The organism is Novosphingobium album (ex Liu et al. 2023), assembly GCF_029076845.1.
Classification (GTDB): domain Bacteria; phylum Pseudomonadota; class Alphaproteobacteria; order Sphingomonadales; family Sphingomonadaceae; genus Novosphingobium.
In genome coordinates this window covers 235,427-254,378 of the sequence record NZ_JARESE010000028.1, presented here as the reverse complement: position 1 = coordinate 254,378, position 18,952 = coordinate 235,427, and the positions used below count along the sequence as shown (strand labels likewise).

Sequence of the window (18,952 nt, the reverse complement as noted above, 5' to 3'; positions counted from 1 at the left end):
TGCGATTGCGTCTCAGTCTTGGCTATGGCCCGAGGCGGCCGCGGTCAACCCGGGCAACGTTAGGTGCAATTCGTTAGCATATCGTTTTAGCGAGCCGCCAGCCGCCTTCGCCTCCGCTTCGGAGAGGCGCAAGGTGAAGCCGATGCCGAACATTCCGGCCGAAAGCGAGGATGGGCGGGCGATCGCCCCGCCCAGCAGTTCCGCGTCGCTCAGCCCGGCCAGGCTGGCCGGCAGCGCGACGCTGGCGATCACCGCGCCGCCGCTGGCCTGCGCGCGAAGCGCCAGCACTTCGTCAGGCCCGGTCATGCCGGCCAGCGCGGCCAGCAGGCGCCAGACCAGCCGTTCCGCCTCGTTGGGATCGAGGCCCACGGCCAGCCCGTCTTCGGTCACGCTGAGGGCAAAGCCGCTGCGGCGCGGATCGGTCCAGGCGCGCAGCCGCGCGACGGTGCCGGTCAGCACTTGCCCCAGGTCGGCCGTGCCCGGCTCCAGCGTCATCGCGCCGCTGTCGAGCTTCACCAGCCGGTCCAGTTCGTCGAAACCGGCGAAGACATGCGCGGCATCGCCGATGATCGCCGAGGCGAGCGCGCGGTATTCGTGCGGGGTCGGTCCGAAAAGCTGCTGCAGGATGATCTCGGCCGCGACCTGGATGGCATTGGCGGGCGTGCGCAGCTCGTGCAGGATCTGGCGCATCCGGTCCGCCTCGCTGGATGGCGGCGGCTGCGTCGGCAGGCCGTCGATCGTGGCGGGACGGCGGAAACGGCCGGTATAGCCGGTGAAGCGGCCGCTCACCGGATCGAAGCGGGGCAGGGCGTCGATCTGCCAGTCGCCCGCGATCGCGCGCGCGCCCTCCAGCGTGATCGCCGCATCGCGCAGCGGCTGGCGATAGCGGATCGCGCCGGCCAGCGCGAGCGACGCGCGCGCCGGCGCATCGCGGTCCGTGGCGCCGAGCCGCAGGCCGACCGCCATCGGCGCCACCGGCGCATCGGCCCAGACGATCCGCCCGGCGGCATCGGTGGTGAAATCGAAGGCGGAGACTTTCGCCTGCGGTTCGGGCACGGCATCGTCCAGCGGCAGGCGCGGCGCGTCGCCCGTTTCGGGAGTGATGGCGGCATGTTCGCGCGACCGGCGGAATTCCTCGATCCGGCGCACGATCGCGCCGATCCCGGCATCGGCTGGCGGCGGCGGAGCCGGCAGGACATGGACGGTGGCCGCCGAATCGGGCTCGGCCGGAGGCGCTGCCGGTTCCTCCGGCTCGGCGATGGCCTGATCGAGCGCGAGCTGCATCACGTTCCCGCCTTGCGCGCCGAGCAGGGCCGAATCGGTTTCGCATGGGGGCAGGCCGCGATCGGTGATGCCCAGCCGATCGAGCAGGGCATCGACGCGCGGCCCCAGATCGCGGCGATGGCGCAGGATGCCGCGCGCCCGCACCGGCAGGGCCGGGATCAGCGCCAGCCAGTCATCCTCGGCAATGCGGGCGGCGGCAATGGCGGCGGTGGCGACGGCCGGGTCTTCCTCGGCCAGCAGCGCGATCAGGCGCGGATTGCGCAGGCGCGCGACCGGATCGCGCAGCATCCGCGCCCGCTCGGCCACGGGCACCGCCTGGCCCAGTTCGCGGAGCCGCGCATAAGCCGGTTCGACCGAACCCGAATGCCCGTTCGCCGGAACGCTGCCCAGAATATCGAGCAATTGCCGGTACTGGATGCGCGCAAGCGCGGTCCCTCGCACTGGCAAGCGCAGGACCGTGGCAAGGCGATCGTCGAAGTGCATCCATGCTCCAAAGGGCCCGCGACCATAAGGGCACGGGACGGGTGTGGCGATCCGGTTCGATCCTGTCTCCTAGCAAACCCCGGTGTCAGCGGAAGCACAGTCTGGAACAGCGTTGCAAAGCGGGACGATTACGCTAGGAGATAATATTATTACCGTGAGAGGGCCAGAGCCACTGTGGAAATTCCAACAGTCGGTTAGGGGTGCAAAGCGGTGGGGCATCAGGGACGACAACATGGCCAATCTCGACGATATTGATCGCCGCCTGCTCGCGGAATTGCAGGCGGAGGGGCGGATCACCAATGTCGAGCTGGCCCAGCGCGTCGGGCTGACCGCGCCGCCCTGCCTGCGCCGGGTCCGCTCGCTGGAGGAAGCGGGCATCATCAAGGGCTACCATGCCGAGCTCGATGCCTCCAAGCTGGGCTTTACCATCACCGTCTTCGCGCTGGTGAGCCTCAAGAGCCAGGCCGAGGAAGCGCTGCGCCAGTTCGAGGAACATATGCGCACGCTGCCCGATGTGCGCGAATGCCACATGCTGAACGGCGAGATCGACTTCATCCTCAAGATCGTCAGCCGCGATCTGCAGAGCTTCCAGGAGTTCCTCACGTCCAAGCTCACGCCCGCGCCCAATGTCGCCAGCGTCAAGACATCGCTGACGATCCGCACCGCCAAGGAACTGCCGGGCGTGCCGCTGGAATAGCGCGCTAGACGTAGTAGGCGATCCACGCGACGGCGCCGGCCGCCGGCAGGAACAGCAACTGCGCCAGCGCGGTGCCGAACAGGCGGCTCAGCGAAATCCACACGATCGTGCGGCGGAACAGGGCGGCATCGATGCGGCCTTCCACCACGTCGTCGGTCATCACCGAAAGTTGCGGATCGATCAGCGCGAACAGCAGGATCGTAGCGAAACCGTTGATCACGGCCGACAATTGCGAGGCGGTGACGCGATATTCGGGATTGAGGTAGCCGGCATAGAGCGAGGCCAGCACGCCCACAGTGATCAGCGCCTGCGCCAGCACGTTGGCCGCCAGCACGCCCCAGCCCACGCCGCGCGTGCGCGTCAGATCATGGATATGGCTGGCCTTGGGGATCGCCACCGACTGGCGGATGGCGTTGAGCCCGGCGGGCGTGGCGGTGCGCAGGATCATCCGCATGGTCGAGCGGTTGCGCTGGAAATAGCCGATCGCCCGCGCGAACAGGCGCTGCCCGGTGGGCACCAGCAGGATGCCGACGAAGACCGCGCAGGTCGCGCTGGCCAGGACGACGCGGAAGTCGTCCGCCAGCGCATCGCCGCCGCCGGTCGCCAGCCGCGATTCGATGCGCTTGGCCAGGAAGGGGCCCAGGAAGCTGTTCGACGTGCGGCTGACCAGCACCAGCATGTTGAACAGCGCGAAGCTCATGGCGATGCGGCCCGTGCGCACGCCGGCGATTCGCGCGGCATAGGCCAGCGTGCCGATCAGGTTGATGCCCGCGGTCAGCAGGCAGATGATGATGAGTTGCCGATCCATCGTTACCGGATATGCCGTTCCGCCAGCGCGCTACAGCGGTTTTTCACCGGATGGGCCGGCCCAATCCGCTTACAGCCCGGCCACTGCTTCCAGCGCCAGCAGATAGCTTTTCGCGCCGAAGCCCGCGATCGTGCCCTTGGCGGCCATGCCCACCCATGACTTGTGGCGGAATTCCTCGCGCGCGTGGGGGTTGGACAAGTGCACTTCGATCACCGGCGGCGTTACCGCGCGGATCGCGTCGTACAGCGCCAGGCTGGTGTGGGTCAGCGCGCCGGCGTTGAGCAGCACGCCCTGCGCGCCTTCGGCCTGGGCTTCGTGCAGCCAGTCGACCAGATGGCCCTCATGGTTCGACTGGCGCATCTCGATCGCGAGGCCCAGTTCGCGCGCGCGATCCTCAAGCTGGCCGGCGATATCGTCGAGCGTGTCGCTGCCATAGATCTCCGGCTCGCGCAGGCCGAGCAGGTTCAGGTTCGGCCCGTTGAGCACATAGACCAGCTTTTGCGCCATTTATCCCAAGCCCTTTCGCCGCGATCGCCATGGCAACCCGCGCCGCGCGCCGATTCCCGGTGGAGCGTGCAGTCTCTAGCCCAGGCGCCGGGCCGCGCAAGCCCGCGCGGGAATCCCGATCACGCCTCGGGCGTGACGAACATCGGACTGGCGCCCGGCGTATCGGGCATGTCGCCGCCATCGACCGCCGAGACATTGGGGGCCGGGGCCATTTCGGCGTTGCCGCCATCCTCGGCGTCGGAATCGTCGGGCGAAGCGTCGCCGTCGCTCATGCTGTCGCCATAGAAGTCGGACAGGGCGCCGTCGTTCTGGCTGGCGCGGGCCAGCGCCGCTTCGGCCTGTTTGCGCGCATGGGCCGCCGCCTTGGCCTCGGCCTGGGCGGCGGCAAGCTGCTGCGCCAGTTCTTCCTCGCGCGCCGAGCTGCCGCAGCCCGCCAGCGCGAGCGCCGGCAGCACAGCCATCAGGTATCGCGCCCATTTCCGTGGCAAGGCAGCACTCCCGTGCGTTGAACGGTTCTTCGAAAAGGCAGGCTTAGCGGCAAATGCCTTCGCTTTTGCTAATGGCGGGCTATTTGTCGGTGCCGCGCGCCTTGCCCCACTGGCGCATCGCCGAATAGCCGAGATAGCCGGTGCCGAAGAGGGCATAGAGCGGCTCGGGCAAGCCGTTGAGATAGCCGGAGATGCCCGCCGCGATGGCCTGCGCGGTGGCCGGGCTGACCGCGCCGATCAGGCCCATCGGCAAGGCCCACAGGATCATCGCGTACATCACGTAAAGGAAGCTTGGGCGCGCGCGGCTGGTCCAGGGATCGGTAGAGTTCGCTTCGGCGACGATCGCCGAAAGCTGCGTCTGGACAAGCTGCATTTCCTGCGTGTTCTCAAGCTTGAGCAGTTCGAGCTTGGCGCGGGCGCGCGCTTCGGGATCGGGAATGATCTTGTCGAGGATCTTGGCGACCGGGCCGATCAGCGATTCGAGGATGGGCATGGGACGAACACTCCGTGGTTCACGTGCCCGCAATCAGATAACCAAATCGGTGCATGTAGGAAAAGGCTTTGTGCGCGCCGGGCATTGCCGCGCCGCGCTGTCGCGCCCACCGCCCGCATGGATGGCAGTTATGCGCCGATCCGGCCCGCGATCGGGGGCTTAGTCACATAACAGACGTTATTTCGTCATCCCGCCTCAACGCCAGTGTCACTTTGCCTGTCTAGTCCGCCCCGATCTGGGGGGCTCCCGGCGCGGCAGGCCATGGGGACAAGCGGAACTGTGATGGCATGTCGCGACGGGGAGCCGCCGCGATCCTGAGGAGTTGGGGCAATGCTGAGTGAAGTGGGTGATATCGCGTTCATCGGATACAACGCCGATGGCGACGACAATCTGGCTTTCGTGACGTTCAAGAACATTACGGCGGGCGAGGTCATCTATTTCACCGACAACGAGTGGAACGGCACCAGCTGGGCGGACCTGAACGAATCCGCCTGGTCGTGGACGGCGACCGCCGACATCGCGGCGGGCACGGTCATCACCATCGACAATATCGGCAGCGGCACGGCGGCGAGCAATTACGGCGATGTCGTCATCCCCATCGCGGGTAGCGGTTCCAATCGCGGGCTCTCGGCCAGTGGCGAGATGGTCTATGCCTATCTCGGCACCGCGACGACGCCGACGGTGTTCCTGTCCGCGATCTCCAACGACGGCGCGTCGAGCGGTGCGCTGACCGGCACTGGCCTGGCTTACGGCGTCAACGCGGTCGATCTGGCCACGATCGACGGCGGCGCGGATATCGGCGCCTATGTCGGGCCGCGCGGCGGCGAGGCGGACTTCGCCGCTTACCGTGCGCTGATCAACGATACCGCGAACTGGATCACGCAGGACGGCAGCGGCGACCAGGGCGGCGACAGCACCGCTCCCGACGTGCCGTTCGATACCAGCGCCTTCGCCACCGCGCTGGGCGCGGCCGGCGACATCGCCTTCGTCGGCTTCAATGCCGATGGCAACGACAACCTGGCCTTCGTCGCCTTCAAGGACATCGCCGCCGGCCAGGTGATCTATTTCTCGGACAACGAGTGGAACGGCACCGGCTGGGCCGACACCAACGAATGCACCTGGTCGTGGACCGCGACGTCCGACATCACCGCCGGCACGATCATCACGATCGACGATATCGGCAGCGGCACGGCGACAAGCAATCACGGCGATGTCGTCATCCCGATCGCGGGCGGCGGCAGCAATCGCGGGCTCGGCGCCAGCGGCGAGATGGTCTATGCCTACCTCGGCAGCGCCAGCACGCCGACGGTTTTCCTCTCGGCCGTCTCGAACAACGGCGGGTCGAGCGGTTCGTTGACCAACACCGGCCTGACTTATGGCGTCAACGCGGTCGATCTCGGCGCGGTCGATGCCGATGCGGATATCGGTGCCTACACCGGCGCACGCAGCGGCGAGGCGAGCCTGGGCAGCTATCGCGAGTTGATCAACACCGCTTCGAACTGGGCGACACAGGATGCCGGCGGCGATCAGAGTGGCGACAGCACCGACCCCGACGTGCCGTTCAGCAGCACGCCGTTCACCACCGCCGGCGCGCTGCCCGCGCTTGCGATCGACAGCGTGAGCATCGCCGAAGGCAATTCGGGCGAGACGCTGCTCCAGTTCACCGTCTCGCTCAACACCGCGGCGGCATCGACCGTCACGGTCGATTACGCGACGGCTGACGGCAGCGCGACGGTCGCGGGCAATGACTACGTGGCCACCAGCGGCACGCTCAGCTTCGCGCCGGGCGAGACCACCAAGACGATCACGGTCACCATCAACGGCGACACCACGGTCGAGGCCAACGAGACGCTGAGCGTCACGCTGACCAACCCGGCCGGCGCGGCCATCGCCACCGCGCAAGGCACCGGCACGATCACCAACGACGATTTCTCGCTCGTCGCGATCCACGACATCCAGGGCGCGGGGCTGAACTCGCCGCTCGTCGGCCAGAGCGTCACGACATCGGGCATCGTCACGGCGGTTGCCGCGAACGGGTTCTACCTGCAGGCGCGCGATGCCGACGCCGATGCCGACAATATGACGTCAGAAGCGATCTTCGTGTTCACCTCCACCGCCCCGACCGTCGTGGTGGGCGACGAGGCACGCGTGACCGCCACCGTGGCCGAATACATTCCGGGCGGCGCCGGCACCGGCAACCTTTCGACCACCGAACTCACCACGATCACCTCGCTCAGCGTGCTGAGCCACAGCAACGCGCTGCCGAGCGCGACCGTGATCGGCGAGGGCGGCCGTCTGGCCCCCACCGAATCGGTGACCGAGGGCATGGCTTTCTATGAAAGCCTCGAAGGGATGCTGGTCACGATCAACAACCCGCTGGTGGTTTCGGGCACCAACGAATTCGGCGAGATCTGGACAGTCGCCGACAACGGGCTCGACGCCACCAACCTGGCCGAGCGCGACGTGCTGGTGAGCCGGGGCAGCTTTGGCGACGGCCTTGCCGTGACCAACACCGGACCGGGCTCCGACTACAACCCCGAGCGCATCCAGATCGACGCGGACCCGGCCTTCACGCCGGGCGGCACGCCGATCGTCAATGCCGGCGCGGTGCTCCATTCGATCACCGGCGTGGTCAGCTACAACTTCGGCAATTTCGAAGTGCTGCCGACGACCGCCGTGACCGTGGCGACGCCCTCGCTGCTGGCCACCGAGACGACCGCGCTGGTCAGCGACAGCGACACGCTGACGATCGCGCAGTACAACGTGCTCAACCTCGATCCCAATGATACAGATGGCGACAGCGACGTGGCCGACGGTCGCTTCGAGTTGATCGCGGAGCAGATCGTCAACAACCTGCAGGCGCCCGACATCATCGCCCTGCAGGAAATCCAGGACAATTCGGGCGCGGCCAACGATCACACCGTTTCGGCCAGCGTGACGCTGCAGATGCTGGTCGATGCCATCGCCGCCGCTGGCGGCCCGACCTACACCTGGGTCGACAACCCGTTCATCGTCGATAACCAGGTCGGCGGCGAGCCGGGCGGCAATATCCGCGTGGCCTATCTCTACAATGCCGCGCGCGTCGATCTCGTCCCCGGCTCGGTCCAGACCACGCCGGACGCCGCCACCGATTTCGCCGGCTCGCGCGTGCCGCTGATCGCCACCTTCGGGTTCAGCGATCAGGAATTCACCCTCGTCAACAACCACTTCAGCTCGAAGGGCGGGTCCAGCCCGCTCACCGGCGAGACCCAGCCTTCGATCAACGGCAGCGCCGCCGAGCGGCTGGTCCAGGCGCAGGCCGTCGCCGACTATGTCGAAAGCCTGGACAGCGACACGCAAGTGATCGTGCTGGGCGATCTCAACGAATTCACCAACGAGGAATCGCTGGCCCCGCTGTTCGATGCCGGGATGACCGCGATGTCGCTCTCGCTGGACCCGACCGAGCGCTATTCCTACCTGTTCGAAGGCAACGCGCAGGAACTGGACCAGACGTTCGTGTCGCTCAACCTGCTCGATCAGGCGCGGCTCGATATCGTCCATGCCAATGCCGAATTCGCCTATGCCGAAACGCGCGCGTCGGACCATGATCCCAGCGTGCTGGCGATCACCGTGACCGAAAGCGATCACACCACGATCGGCGGCATCACGATCTACGATCCGGCGCAATCGCTTGAAGGTCAGGTGCCGACGCCGGAAGCCAGCGACGATGTCGTGCTGGTCCGCCTGGGCGCGATCCAGGGCGCGAGCGCCGGGGCCGAAAGCGTCGCTTACGAGAACGGCAAGGTCTACGCCACCAACGTCAACGGCAACACGGTCAACGTGCATTCGATCACCGCCGCCGGCGCGCTGGTCAACGAAACGCCGATCGCGCTTTCGGGTCTGCCCGAATACAAGCCGGGCGGCGTGAACTCGGTGGCGATCAAGAACGGCGTGATCGCCGTGGCTTACGAGAACGTCACGCCGGGCGAGCCGGGCCACGTCGCGCTGTTCGACGCGGCGACCCACACGCTGCTGAACCTGATCGAAGTGGGCGTGCTGCCCGATCAGGTGACGTTCAGCGCCGATGGCACCAAGCTGCTGGTGGCCAATGAGGCCGAGGCGATCTCGCTGGCCAACAATCCGGTCGGCACGGTCAGCATCATCGACATGTCGGGCGGCGCGGCGGCCGCCAGCGTCAGCAATACGATCTCGTTCGCGGCGCTCAACGGTTCGGAAGGCGCGCTGGCCTATCAGGGCCTCGCGCTCTATCCCGGCCAGGCCGCATCGGCCGATATCGAGCCCGAATACATCACCGTCTCGCCCGACGGCACGCGCGCTTACGTGACGCTGCAGGAAGTCAACGCGGTCGCGGTCATCGACCTGACCGACGCCTCGGCCGATCGCCCGATCGCGATCCAGCCGCTGGGCACCGTCGATCGCAGCCTGGCCGGCAATGCGCTGGACACCAGTGACCGGGACGGCGGCATCGACATCCACACCGCGCCGGTGTTCGGCCTGCTCCAGCCCGACGCGATCGCCAGCTTCACCATCGGCGGCGCGACCTATTTCGTCACCGCCAACGAAGGCGATGCCCGCGTCGGCAGCGGCATCGAGGAAACCGATATCGCGCGGCTCAAGTCGGTCACGCTCGATCCCACCGCGTTCCCCGACGCGGCAAGCCTGCAAGCGGACGAGGAACTGGGCCGGCTCAACATCCTGACCAAGCTGGGCGATACCGACGGCGATGGCGATTACGACCAGATCTACACGCTGGGCGGCCGTGGCATCTCGATCTTCCGGCAGGAAGCCGATGGCTCGATCACCAAGGTGCGCGAGACGGGCGGTGAGTTCGAATCGATCATCGCGGCGACGCACCCCGAACTGTTCAATTCCAACCAGAGCGTGAGTCCCTCGTCGGTCGATACCCGCTCCGACGACAAGGGCCCCGAGCCAGAAGGCGTCACCATCGGCGAGATCGACGGGCGGCTCTATGCCTTCGTCGGCCTCGAACGCGTCGGCGGCTTCATGGTCTATGACGTGACCGACCCGGAAAACGCGGTCTTCGTCACCTACAAGCCCGAAACCGCCGAGGATCTGGGGCCGGAGGTGCAGACTTTCGTTTCGGCCGCGCACAGCCCGATCGGCCAGTCGCTGCTGATCAGCGGCAACGAGATCGGCAACTCGGTCACGTTCTATTCGGTGCAGGTCCAGAATGGCGAGGCGAACACGCTGGTCGGCGCGGCCGAGGACGACAGCTTCCATGCCAAGGGCGGGGACGACACGATCACCGGCAATGGCGGCGACGACGATATCGATGGCGGCGAAGGTTCTGACACGGCGGCCTATGCCGGCGCGTGGAGCGACTATGACGTGACCGATGGCGGCGCGACCGTGACCGACACCGTCGGCGATGAGGGCACCGACACGCTGGTCAGCGTCGAACGGCTGAAGTTTGGCGGTGTGACGGTCAGCGCCTCGGCGGCGGTCAACGACGCGCCGATCGGCGTCGATGACGGCAACACCGGCCCGGCGCTGGTCGAGGATGGCAATTCGGCGGCCGAGGGCAATGTCCTGACCAACGACACCGATGCCGATCTGGCGCTGGGCCTTGGCGAGACGCTGACGGTCACGGGCGCGCGCACCGGGCTGGAAAGCGCCGAGGGCACGCTGCTCGTGCTGGATGAGGAACTGGTCCTCGACGGCGTTTACGGCACACTGACCATCGCGGCGGACGGCTCGTGGAGCTATACGCTCGATCAGGGTCGCGCGGCGACGCAGGCGCTCAATGCCGGCCAGTTCGGCGTGGACGCGTTCACCTATCAGGTGCAGGACGCCCATGGCCTGGTCGATACCGCGCAGCTTCGCCTCAACATCCAGGGCCAGGACGAGGTGGTCAGCAACCGGAGCCCGCTTCTGGTCAAGGCGCTGCCCGACGTCTCCTCGCCCGAGGATGCGGCGATCGCGTTCGCGCTGCCTTCGGGCGCGTTCACCGATCCCGACAACGACAGCCTGACTTACACCGCGCGGCTGCCCAATGGCGATGCGCTGCCCGCCTGGCTGCATTTCAACGGGACGACGGGCGCTTTCAGCGGCACTCCGCCGCTCGATTTCAACGGCAGCCTGACCATCACCGTCACCGCCAGCGACGGCGTGGCGAGCGCGTCCGACAGCTTCCTGCTCACCATCACGCCGGTCAACGACGCGCCGATGGCGAACGAGGATCACTTGTCCACGCGCGTCAACACCGCGGTCAGCGTCAGCGCCGCCGCCCTGCTGGCCAATGACAGCGACGCCGAGGGTGACGCGCTGGCTCTGGTCCAGGTCTCGGGCGCCACGCACGGCACGGTCGCCTTGCGCGATGGCACGGTGATCTTCACTCCCGATGCCGGGTTCGTGGGCAGCGCCCGCTTTACCTACACCGTGGTGGACGGCACGACCTCGACCTTGGGGACGGTAACGGTGGACATTCTGGCGCGCGACAACCGGGCGCCGGTGTTCGATCCCGACACGGCCGCGCTGTCGACGCTTTCGGGCAAGTCGCTTGCCTTCGGCATCTCGGCCACCGATGCCGATGGTGATACGCTCACCTACACGCCTTCCGATCCGGCGCATGGCACGCTGGCGCTGGTCAACGGCGGGCTGGTCTACACGCCCGACGCGGGCTTCACCGGCATCGACGCGATCCTCGTCACGGTCAGCGACGGGCATGGCGGCAGCGACAGCTTCACCGCGACGATCGCGGTGCTCCCGCTTGGCGATGCCGCCGAGTGGCGCCTGGTCACGACCGACGGCTGGGCCGGCGAGATCGGCGGCAGCGGCGAAGTCTACGGCACGGCCGGGTTCCAGGACGTGACCGTGCTCGACGTCGCGGGCCTGATCTCGTTCGATCCCTCGTTCAACGGCGGCGGCGACGTGATCCGCCTGTCGGGCGAGGCGGCCGACTGGCTGGTCTCCAGCGAGGGTTCGAACGCGCTGCTGTTCGATGGCGATACGCTGCTGGCGATACCGGCGGGCGCGGAAGGGCTGACGCTGGTGTTCGACGATGGCGCCCGCACCCTGGCGATCGACGCGCAGGCCCATGCCATGATGCTGGGCAGCCAGGTGGTGAACGCGACGCTGACCCCGATCACCGCCGCCGCCGAGGCCGGCACGCCCACCGATGGCGAGATCACCCCGGACGCGGCCGCCCAGATTCTGCTGGGCGAGGGCGGCACGGTCATCGCCGGCGGCGTACTCGACGTGTTCGGGACGACCGACGGGGCGGAGACGGTCCACCTGACTTATGGCGATGTCACGTTCGACCCCTCGTTCAACCAGGGCGGCGATCTGCTCCTGCTCGACGACGAGCCGGATGCGATCGAATCCGTGCAGCGCTATGGTTCGGGCGCGGTCATCGAAAGCCAGCACTACCTGATCTCGCTGCCGGCGGGCCCGGCGGGCATGGACATCGATTTCGCCGGCGACCGGCGCGAGCTGATCTATTCGCCCGCCACCAACCAGCTTCTGCTGGGCGATCAGGTGCTCGTCACCACGCCGGCACCGCTGAGCGAGTTCGCCTGAGGCGGATGGCCGGGGCATTGCCGGGGCATTGCCGGGGCAAGGCCTGCCCCGGCAATGCCCGGACAAGGCGTTCAGGCCATCGACGAGATGGTCTTGCGGAAGCGTGCGAGCGCGATGCCGAAGAACACCGCGCCGATCGCCGTGACGGCGATGAGCTGCGGCCAGACGACGTCGATCCCCGCGCCGCGAAACAGGATGGCCTGGCCCAGTTCGACGAAATGCGTGGTCGGCGCGGCCAGCATGATGTCCTGCACCAGCCTGGGCATGCTTTCGCGCGGCGTGGTGCCGCCGGACAGCATCTGCAGCGGCAGCAGCACCAGCACCGCCAGCATCCCGAACTGCGGCATGTTGCGCGCGATGGTGGCCATGAAGATGCCGATCGAGGTCGTGGCGAACAGGACCAGCGCCGCCCCGGTGAAGAACAGCGGCAGCGATCCCGCGATGGGAACGCCCAGCAGCCAGCGCACGACGAATGTCAGCGACAGAAACGAAGCCACCAGCACCACCAGGCCCATCGCCCAGATCTTGCTGGCCATGATCTCGAACGGCGTCACCGGCATCACCAGCAAGTGCTCGATCGTGCCATGCTCGCGCTCGCGGATCAGGGCCGCGCCGGTCAGGATGATCGAGAGCATGGTGATCTGGTTGATGATCTGCGAGAGGCTGCCGAACCAGCTCTTGTCCAGCGTCGGATTGAAGCGGGCGCGCGTTTCCAGCGTCACCGGCGATGCGGCCGTCCCGCGATGGCGGCTCATGAACTCGCTCACCTCGCCCAGCACGATCTGCTGGATATAGCCGCTGCCGGTGAAGGCCTGGGTCATGCGGGTGGCATCGGTGTTGAGCTGGATCTCGGCCGGCCGGCCGGCCAGCACGTCGCGCTGGAACCCGGAAGGGATGTGGAGCACGAAAGTATAGACGCCCGCGTCCATGCCGGGGTCGATCTGCGCGGGCGCGATCATCGCCGGCGGCATGAAGTGCGGCGGATAGAAGGCGGAGACGATGCGCTGCGACAGGGGCGACTGGTCTTCATCCACCACCGCGATCGGCGCCTTGTGCAGCGTTTCCGGCATGGACGAGGCCGCGCTGTAGACCGCGAAGGTGAAGGTGAAGACGATCAGCACCAGCATGATCGGATCGCGCCAGAGGCTCCACAGCTCCTTCACGCCCAGGCGATAGATGTTGGACAGCGTCTGGCGCATCTCAGCGCTCCTGCTTTCTCAGCAGCGCGATCGCCAGCCCCAGGATCACCGGCACCGACAGCAGCAGCGGCCAGAACGAGCCGCCCAGATCGGCAAAGCCCAGCCCCTTGTTGAACACGCCCCGGCTGATCGTGAACATGTGGGTGGCCGGATAGATCTCGCCGATCATCCGCCCCGGCCCTTCCAGCGAGGAGACCGGATCGGTCATGCCACCGAACGTCGCCGCCGGGATCAGCGTGCCGACCATGGCGAGGAACAGGGCGGCGATCTGGCTTTTCGTGACGGCCGAGGCGAGCAGCCCCATGCCGGTGGCAGACAGGCCATAGATCAGCGCGGCGGCGACCAGCGCCGGCAGGCTGCCGGTGAGCGGCACGCCGAACAGGAAAACCGCCATCAGCACCATGACCGCGAAGTTGACCATGGCCAGCACCACATAGGGCAACTGCTTGCCCAGCAGGAACTCGGCGCGCGTCACCGGCGTGACGTAGAGATTGATGATCGAGCCGATCTCCTTCTCGCGCACCACCGCCAGTGCCGCCAGCATCGCCGGCAGCATCAGCAGCAGCAGCGGGATCACGGTCGGCACCATGGCGGGCAGGCTTTCGACATCGGGGTTGTAGCGATAGCGGTTCTCGATCGAGACCGACGCGCCGGCCGGCACGCCGGCCATGGTCATCTGCCCGGACAGCCAGTGCTGGTGCAGGCCCTGGATATAGCCTTGCACGGTTTCGGCCCGCTGCGGCATGGCGCCATCGAACCAGGCGGCGATCGCCACGGGCTGGCCTCTCAGGAGATCGCGTCCGAAGCCGGGCGGAATCTCGACGGCAAGCGCCAGTTCGCCGCTTTTCATGCGCCGGTCCAGGTCGTCATAATCGGTGATCGGCGGCTGCTCGATGAAATAGGGCGATCCGGCGATGTCGAGCTGATAGCGCTCGCTGATGCTGCTCTGGTCGCGATCGAGCACGGCGTAGCGCAAGTCGTTCACGTCCATGGAAATGCCGAAGCCCATGACCAGCAGCAGGATCACCGAACCGGCCAGCGCCAGCGTGCCGCGCACCGGATCGCGCCGCAGTTCCAGCGTTTCGCGCCAGACATAGCTCAGCATCCGCTGCACGCTGAACCAGCGCCGCTTCGCGGGCGGATCGCGGGGCGCGGGCACCGCGGGCGGGGTCTCGTCCTCGCCGTCGGGCTCGTCGCCGCCGGCCTCGACCAGATAGCCGATGAACGCCTCTTCCAGCGTGGCCGCGCCGCGCTTTTCGACCAGCCGCGCGGGCGTGTCGCTGTCCAGCACCTGGCCCGCGTGCATCATCGACATGCGATCGCAGCGTTCGGCCTCGTTCATGAAGTGGGTGGAGATGAAGATCGTCACCTTGTCGCGCCGCGACAGCTCCGCGAGCAGCCGCCAGAAGGCGTCGCGCGCCACCGGATCGACGCCGGAGGTCGGCTCGTCCAGGATCAGCAGCTCGGGCTTGTGCACCATCGCCACCGCCAGCGAGAGGCGCTGGCGGATGCCGAGCGGGAGCCTTTCGGGCAAGTCGTCCAGCGCCGCCTCCAGGCCGAAGCGCTCCACCATCTCGGCCACCCGGCCGGGGATGGCGTCCGCCGGCACATGGAAAAGCCGCGCGTGCAGTTCGAGATTCTGCCGCACGGTCAGCTCGCCATACAGCGAGAAGGCCTGGCTCATGTAGCCGACTCGCCGCCGCGTGGCGATGTCGCGGGGATCGACCGCGCGCCCGAACAGCCAGGCCTGCCCCTCGCTGGCGGGCAGCAGGCCGGTCAGCATCTTCATCGTCGTGGACTTGCCGCAACCGTTGGAGCCCAGGAAGCCGAATATCTCGCCCCGGCGGATGCGGAAGCTGACATGGTCCACGGCCACGAAATCGCCGAACCGCATGGTGAGATCGCGCGCCTCGATGGCGATATCCTGCGCGTCGGCGGCCAGCGGCGGGATCACCACTGGCGCATGGCCGCGCTTGCGCTCTTCGGGCAGCAGCGCGATGAAGGCCGCTTCCAGCGAGGTGCTGCCGGTGTGGTCCAGCAGCTCGGCGGGGGTGCCGGTGGCGAGCAGCGCGCCATCGTCCATTGCCACCAGCCAGTCGAACCGCTGCGCCTCGTCCATATAGGCGGTGGCGACGATGACGCTCATGCCCGGGTGCTGCCGGCGGATGCGCGCGATCAGATCCCAGAACTGCGCGCGCGCCAGCGGATCGACACCGGTGGTGGGCTCGTCCAGGATCAGCAGGTCCGGGTCATGGATCAGCGCGCAGCAGAGCCCCAGCTTCTGCTTCATCCCGCCCGAGAGCTTGCCGGCCGGGCGCGACAGGAAGGGGAAAAGGCCGGTGCTGCGCGTCAATTCGTCGATGCGGCGGCGGCGCTCGGCCGCGTCATGGCCGAACAGCCGGGCGAAGAACTGAAGGTTCTCCTCGACGGAAAGCGTCGGATAAAGGTTCTTGCCCAGCCCTTGCGGCATATAGGCGATGCGCGGGCAGACGGCTTCGCGGTGGCGCCGGTCGGCCATGTCGCCGCCCAGCACGCGCACGCGGCCTTCCTGCACCGCGCGGGCCCCGGCGATCAGCGACAGCAGGCTGGACTTGCCCACCCCGTCCGGCCCGATCAGGCCGACCATGATGCCCGCCGGCACGTCCAGGTCCAGCCCGCGCAGGGCCTGTGTCTTCCCGTAATGCTGGCGCAGGCCGGCAAGGCGGACGACAGGCTCGGCGGAATCGGGTGGCGCCGCGGGATCGGGGCAGGACCGGGAGGCCATGAAGGCTACTCCGTCACCACCCTGGCCAGATTGGCCGGCCATGGCGCGCGGGGATCGACGCGGACATAGGCCATGCCCGGCAGGCCGGTCTTCACATGGTCGATATGCCGCCGCAGCAGCGCCGGATCGATCCGCGCGCGCACCCGGAACATCAGCTTCTGGCGCTCGCTTTCGGTTTCCACCGTCTTGGGGGTGAACTGGGCGACATCGGCGACGAAGCTGATCTTCGCCGGGATCACGTATTCGGGCGCGGCATCGAGCACCAGGCGCACTTCGCTGCCCAGCCCGACGCGCCCGGCCACCGTTTCGGGCAGGAAGAAGGTCATGTAGACATCCGACAGGTCGACCAGGTTCAGCACCCGGCCACCGCCCGCGACCACTTCGCCCGGCTGCGCGACGCGATACTGCACCCGGCCCGAACGCGGCGCGCGCAAGTCGCTGTCGGCGATATCGGCCTTGATCCGCTCGATCGTGGCGCGCACCGCATCGACGTTGGAGCCGGCGCCGATCACCTGGCTGCGCGCGACGGTGATGGCGGCATCGACCGAGGCAAGCTGCGCGCGCGCGGCCTCGACCGTGGCCGAGGCGCCTTCGACGGCGGCCCGATCATCATCGCGCTCCTGCATCGGCGTCGCGCCTTCGCGCGCCAGCGTTTCCGACCGGCCGAGCCGCTTGCGCGCGGCGTTCAGCTCGGCCTCGCGCTGGCGAACGGTGGCCAGCGCGGAGGCGCGCTCGCTCTGCCGCTGGATCACCTGTGTCTCGGCGATTTGCACGGCGTTGATCGCCTGCGCGAGCTGGGCCTGGGCCTCGGCAAGCTGCGCGCGCAGGACATCGGTGTCCATATAGGCGACGATCTGGCCCGCCTTCACCAGTTGCCCTTCATCCGCCACGATCTCGCGGATCCGGCCCGGCGTCTTGGCCGAAACGTCGATCTCCACCGCTTCCAGGCGGCCATTGCCGCTGACGATGCCGTCGGGCAGCCCGGCGGGCTTCAGCACCGACCACGCGATCACCGCCAGCACGGCCACGGCGGCCGCGATGCCGCCGCGGATGAGCCAGGTTCTGCTTGCCACGGTCATTTCGCCTGTTCCTTGCTGTTCTGCGCCGCGTCGATGTCGAATGTCGGGTCGGCCACGAAGCCGCCGCCCAGCGCCGAATAGAGCGCGACCGCGGTGGCGATCTCGGCGCGGCGGAGCTGGGCCAGCGTCTGCTCGGCGTCGAACAGGTCGCGCTGGGCATCGAGCACTTCGAGATAGGCCGAGCGGCCATTGTCGAACCGCAGCTGCGCCAGCCGTGCCCGTTCGCGCTGCGCTTGCAGCATCTCGCGCGTGGTATCGACCTGCAGGCCGAGCTGCCGGCGGCGGACGAGCGCGTCGGACACGTCGCGGAAGGCGGACTGGACGGTGCGTTCGTATTCGGCGACCGCCTGGTCGCGCCGCGCTTCGGCAACGCCGAGATTGCCCTTGAGGCGGCCGGCGTTGAACAGCGGCAGGCTGATCCTGGGCGCGAAACTCCACGCCTTGCTGCCATCCGCGAACAGGCCGTCGAGTGCGTCGCTCATGGTGCCGTAGGCGCCGGTCAGGCTGATGTTGGGGAAGAAGGCCGCGCGCGCCGCGCCGATATTGGCATTGGCGGCGCGCAACTGATCCTCGGCCGCCATGATGTCGGGCCGGTTGGCAAGCAGGTCAGAGGGCAGGCCGGGCGGCAGCGCCATGTGATCGGCCATTTTCGTGAGGTCGAGCGAGCCCGGCGCGATGTCGATCGGGTGCCCCACCAGCAGGGCGAGCGCATTGCGATTGACGGCGCGATCCTGTTCGAGCGCCTGCAAGGTCATGCGGGCTTGCGCGAGCAGCGTCTGCGCCTGCGTCATGTCGAGCTTCGAGCCCGAGCCCACTTCGTAGCGCCGCCGCATGATCCGCAGCGTTTCCTCGCGCGAATCGATCGAGGCGCGGGCCAGCGCGCTACGCTCGCCATATTCGCGTTCGAGCAGGTAACCGTTGGCCACTTGCGCCACCAGATCGGTGGCTACCGCCCGGCGCGATTCCTCCGTGGCGAGATATTGCCAGCGCGCCGCGTCCCGCAGGGCGCGCAGGCGCCCCCAGAAGTCGATTTCCCAGCTGGCGCTGAGCTGGGCGCTGATCTGCCGGGTCTCGATCGGAGTGGCGCCCACTTCCGGCAGGTTGAACAGGCTGCGGCCGCGCGTGCCGGTGGCCACGGCATCGAGCTGGGGATAGAGCGAGGCGCCTTCGATGCGCCAGGCGGCGCGCGCCTCGGCCACGCGGGCGGCGGCGACGCGGATGTCGCGGTTGTTCGCCAGCGCTTCCCCGATCAGCCGCCGCAGCTCGGCATCGGGGAAGAAATCGCGCCAGCCGGCTTGCGCGATGGAAGGGCCCTCGGCCGTCTCCGACGGATAGCGGTCGGGCACGGGCTGGGGTGGACGGACGTGCTGCGGCGCAAACGAGCACGCCGATGCCGCGAGCAGCAGCGAGGCCGCGATGAGGCGCGCGGGCCGTGCCGGAACAAGGTACCGCAAGGTCACGGCGCGGTCGTCATGATGCGGGTCTGCCTTGGGTTCGCTGCCATCGGGGATTCGCTAAAACGGGCCAGGGGCCATCCCTGAGGGCTTCATTATGTACACTCTATGGTATATATATTGCACTTGCGAAGAGGTCGTCAACTCCGATTGCCGG

At 67.7% G+C, this 18,952-nt stretch carries 11 protein-coding genes; 2 read left to right on the top strand and 9 right to left on the bottom strand.

Features of this window, described 5'->3' with window-relative positions; translation table 11 throughout:
- Nucleotides 1–12: 12 nt before the first annotated feature.
- A complete protein-coding gene (locus PYV00_RS10385; protein ID WP_275228192.1) occupies nt 13–1,767 on the bottom strand; it encodes a sensor histidine kinase in 1,755 nt (584 codons plus the stop codon).
- Nucleotides 1,768–1,999: 232 nt separating this feature from the next.
- On the opposite strand from PYV00_RS10385, the gene PYV00_RS10380 reads away from it, so the two are divergent.
- Nucleotides 2,000–2,464, top strand: a complete 465-nt coding sequence (locus PYV00_RS10380) for an Lrp/AsnC family transcriptional regulator (RefSeq protein ID WP_275228191.1) — start codon at nt 2,000–2,002, stop codon at nt 2,462–2,464.
- A 4-nt stretch (nt 2,465–2,468) separates the two neighbouring features.
- On the opposite strand, the gene PYV00_RS10375 is transcribed toward PYV00_RS10380, so the two are convergent.
- From PYV00_RS10375 to PYV00_RS10360, 4 genes are all read right to left on the bottom strand, one after another.
- The gene (locus tag PYV00_RS10375) at nt 2,469–3,272 is read right to left on the bottom strand and encodes a lipid II flippase Amj family protein (RefSeq protein ID WP_275228190.1); all 804 of its coding nucleotides are present in this window, start codon (nt 3,270–3,272) and stop codon (nt 2,469–2,471) included.
- A gap of 69 nt (nt 3,273–3,341) precedes the next feature.
- The gene (gene aroQ / locus PYV00_RS10370; protein WP_275228189.1) at nt 3,342–3,779 is read right to left on the bottom strand and encodes a type II 3-dehydroquinate dehydratase; all 438 of its coding nucleotides are present in this window, start codon (nt 3,777–3,779) and stop codon (nt 3,342–3,344) included.
- Nucleotides 3,780–3,898: 119 nt separating this feature from the next.
- Nucleotides 3,899–4,240, bottom strand: a complete 342-nt coding sequence (locus PYV00_RS10365; protein ID WP_275228188.1) for a hypothetical protein — start codon at nt 4,238–4,240, stop codon at nt 3,899–3,901.
- Between the two features lie 106 nt (nt 4,241–4,346).
- Nucleotides 4,347–4,760, bottom strand: coding sequence for a holin family protein (locus PYV00_RS10360; protein WP_275228187.1), 414 nt, complete (start codon nt 4,758–4,760; stop codon nt 4,347–4,349).
- Between the two features lie 330 nt (nt 4,761–5,090).
- On the opposite strand from PYV00_RS10360, the gene PYV00_RS10355 reads away from it, so the two are divergent.
- Nucleotides 5,091–12,299, top strand: coding sequence for a choice-of-anchor I family protein (locus tag PYV00_RS10355; RefSeq protein WP_275228186.1), 7,209 nt, complete (start codon nt 5,091–5,093; stop codon nt 12,297–12,299).
- A gap of 71 nt (nt 12,300–12,370) precedes the next feature.
- Here PYV00_RS10355 and PYV00_RS10350 read toward each other — a convergent pair whose 3' ends face one another.
- Genes PYV00_RS10350 through PYV00_RS10335 form a run of 4 tightly spaced genes read right to left on the bottom strand, consistent with a single transcriptional unit; the run spans nt 12,371 to nt 18,801 of the window.
- Nucleotides 12,371–13,498: an ABC transporter permease gene (locus PYV00_RS10350; RefSeq protein ID WP_275228185.1), complete on the bottom strand. Its 1,128-nt coding sequence runs from the start codon at nt 13,496–13,498 to the stop codon at nt 12,371–12,373.
- A gap of 1 nt (nt 13,499) precedes the next feature.
- On the bottom strand, nt 13,500–16,262 hold the full coding sequence (rbbA, locus tag PYV00_RS10345) for a ribosome-associated ATPase/putative transporter RbbA (RefSeq protein ID WP_275228184.1): 2,763 nt from the start codon (nt 16,260–16,262) through the stop codon (nt 13,500–13,502).
- 5 nt (nt 16,263–16,267) lie between these two features.
- Nucleotides 16,268–17,341, bottom strand: coding sequence for an HlyD family secretion protein (locus PYV00_RS10340; RefSeq protein ID WP_275228183.1), 1,074 nt, complete (start codon nt 17,339–17,341; stop codon nt 16,268–16,270).
- The gene (locus PYV00_RS10335; protein ID WP_342803804.1) at nt 17,338–18,801 is read right to left on the bottom strand and encodes an efflux transporter outer membrane subunit; all 1,464 of its coding nucleotides are present in this window, start codon (nt 18,799–18,801) and stop codon (nt 17,338–17,340) included. Before PYV00_RS10335 ends, PYV00_RS10340 begins: the two co-directional genes overlap by 4 nt.
- Between the last annotated feature and the right edge of the window lie 151 nt (nt 18,802–18,952).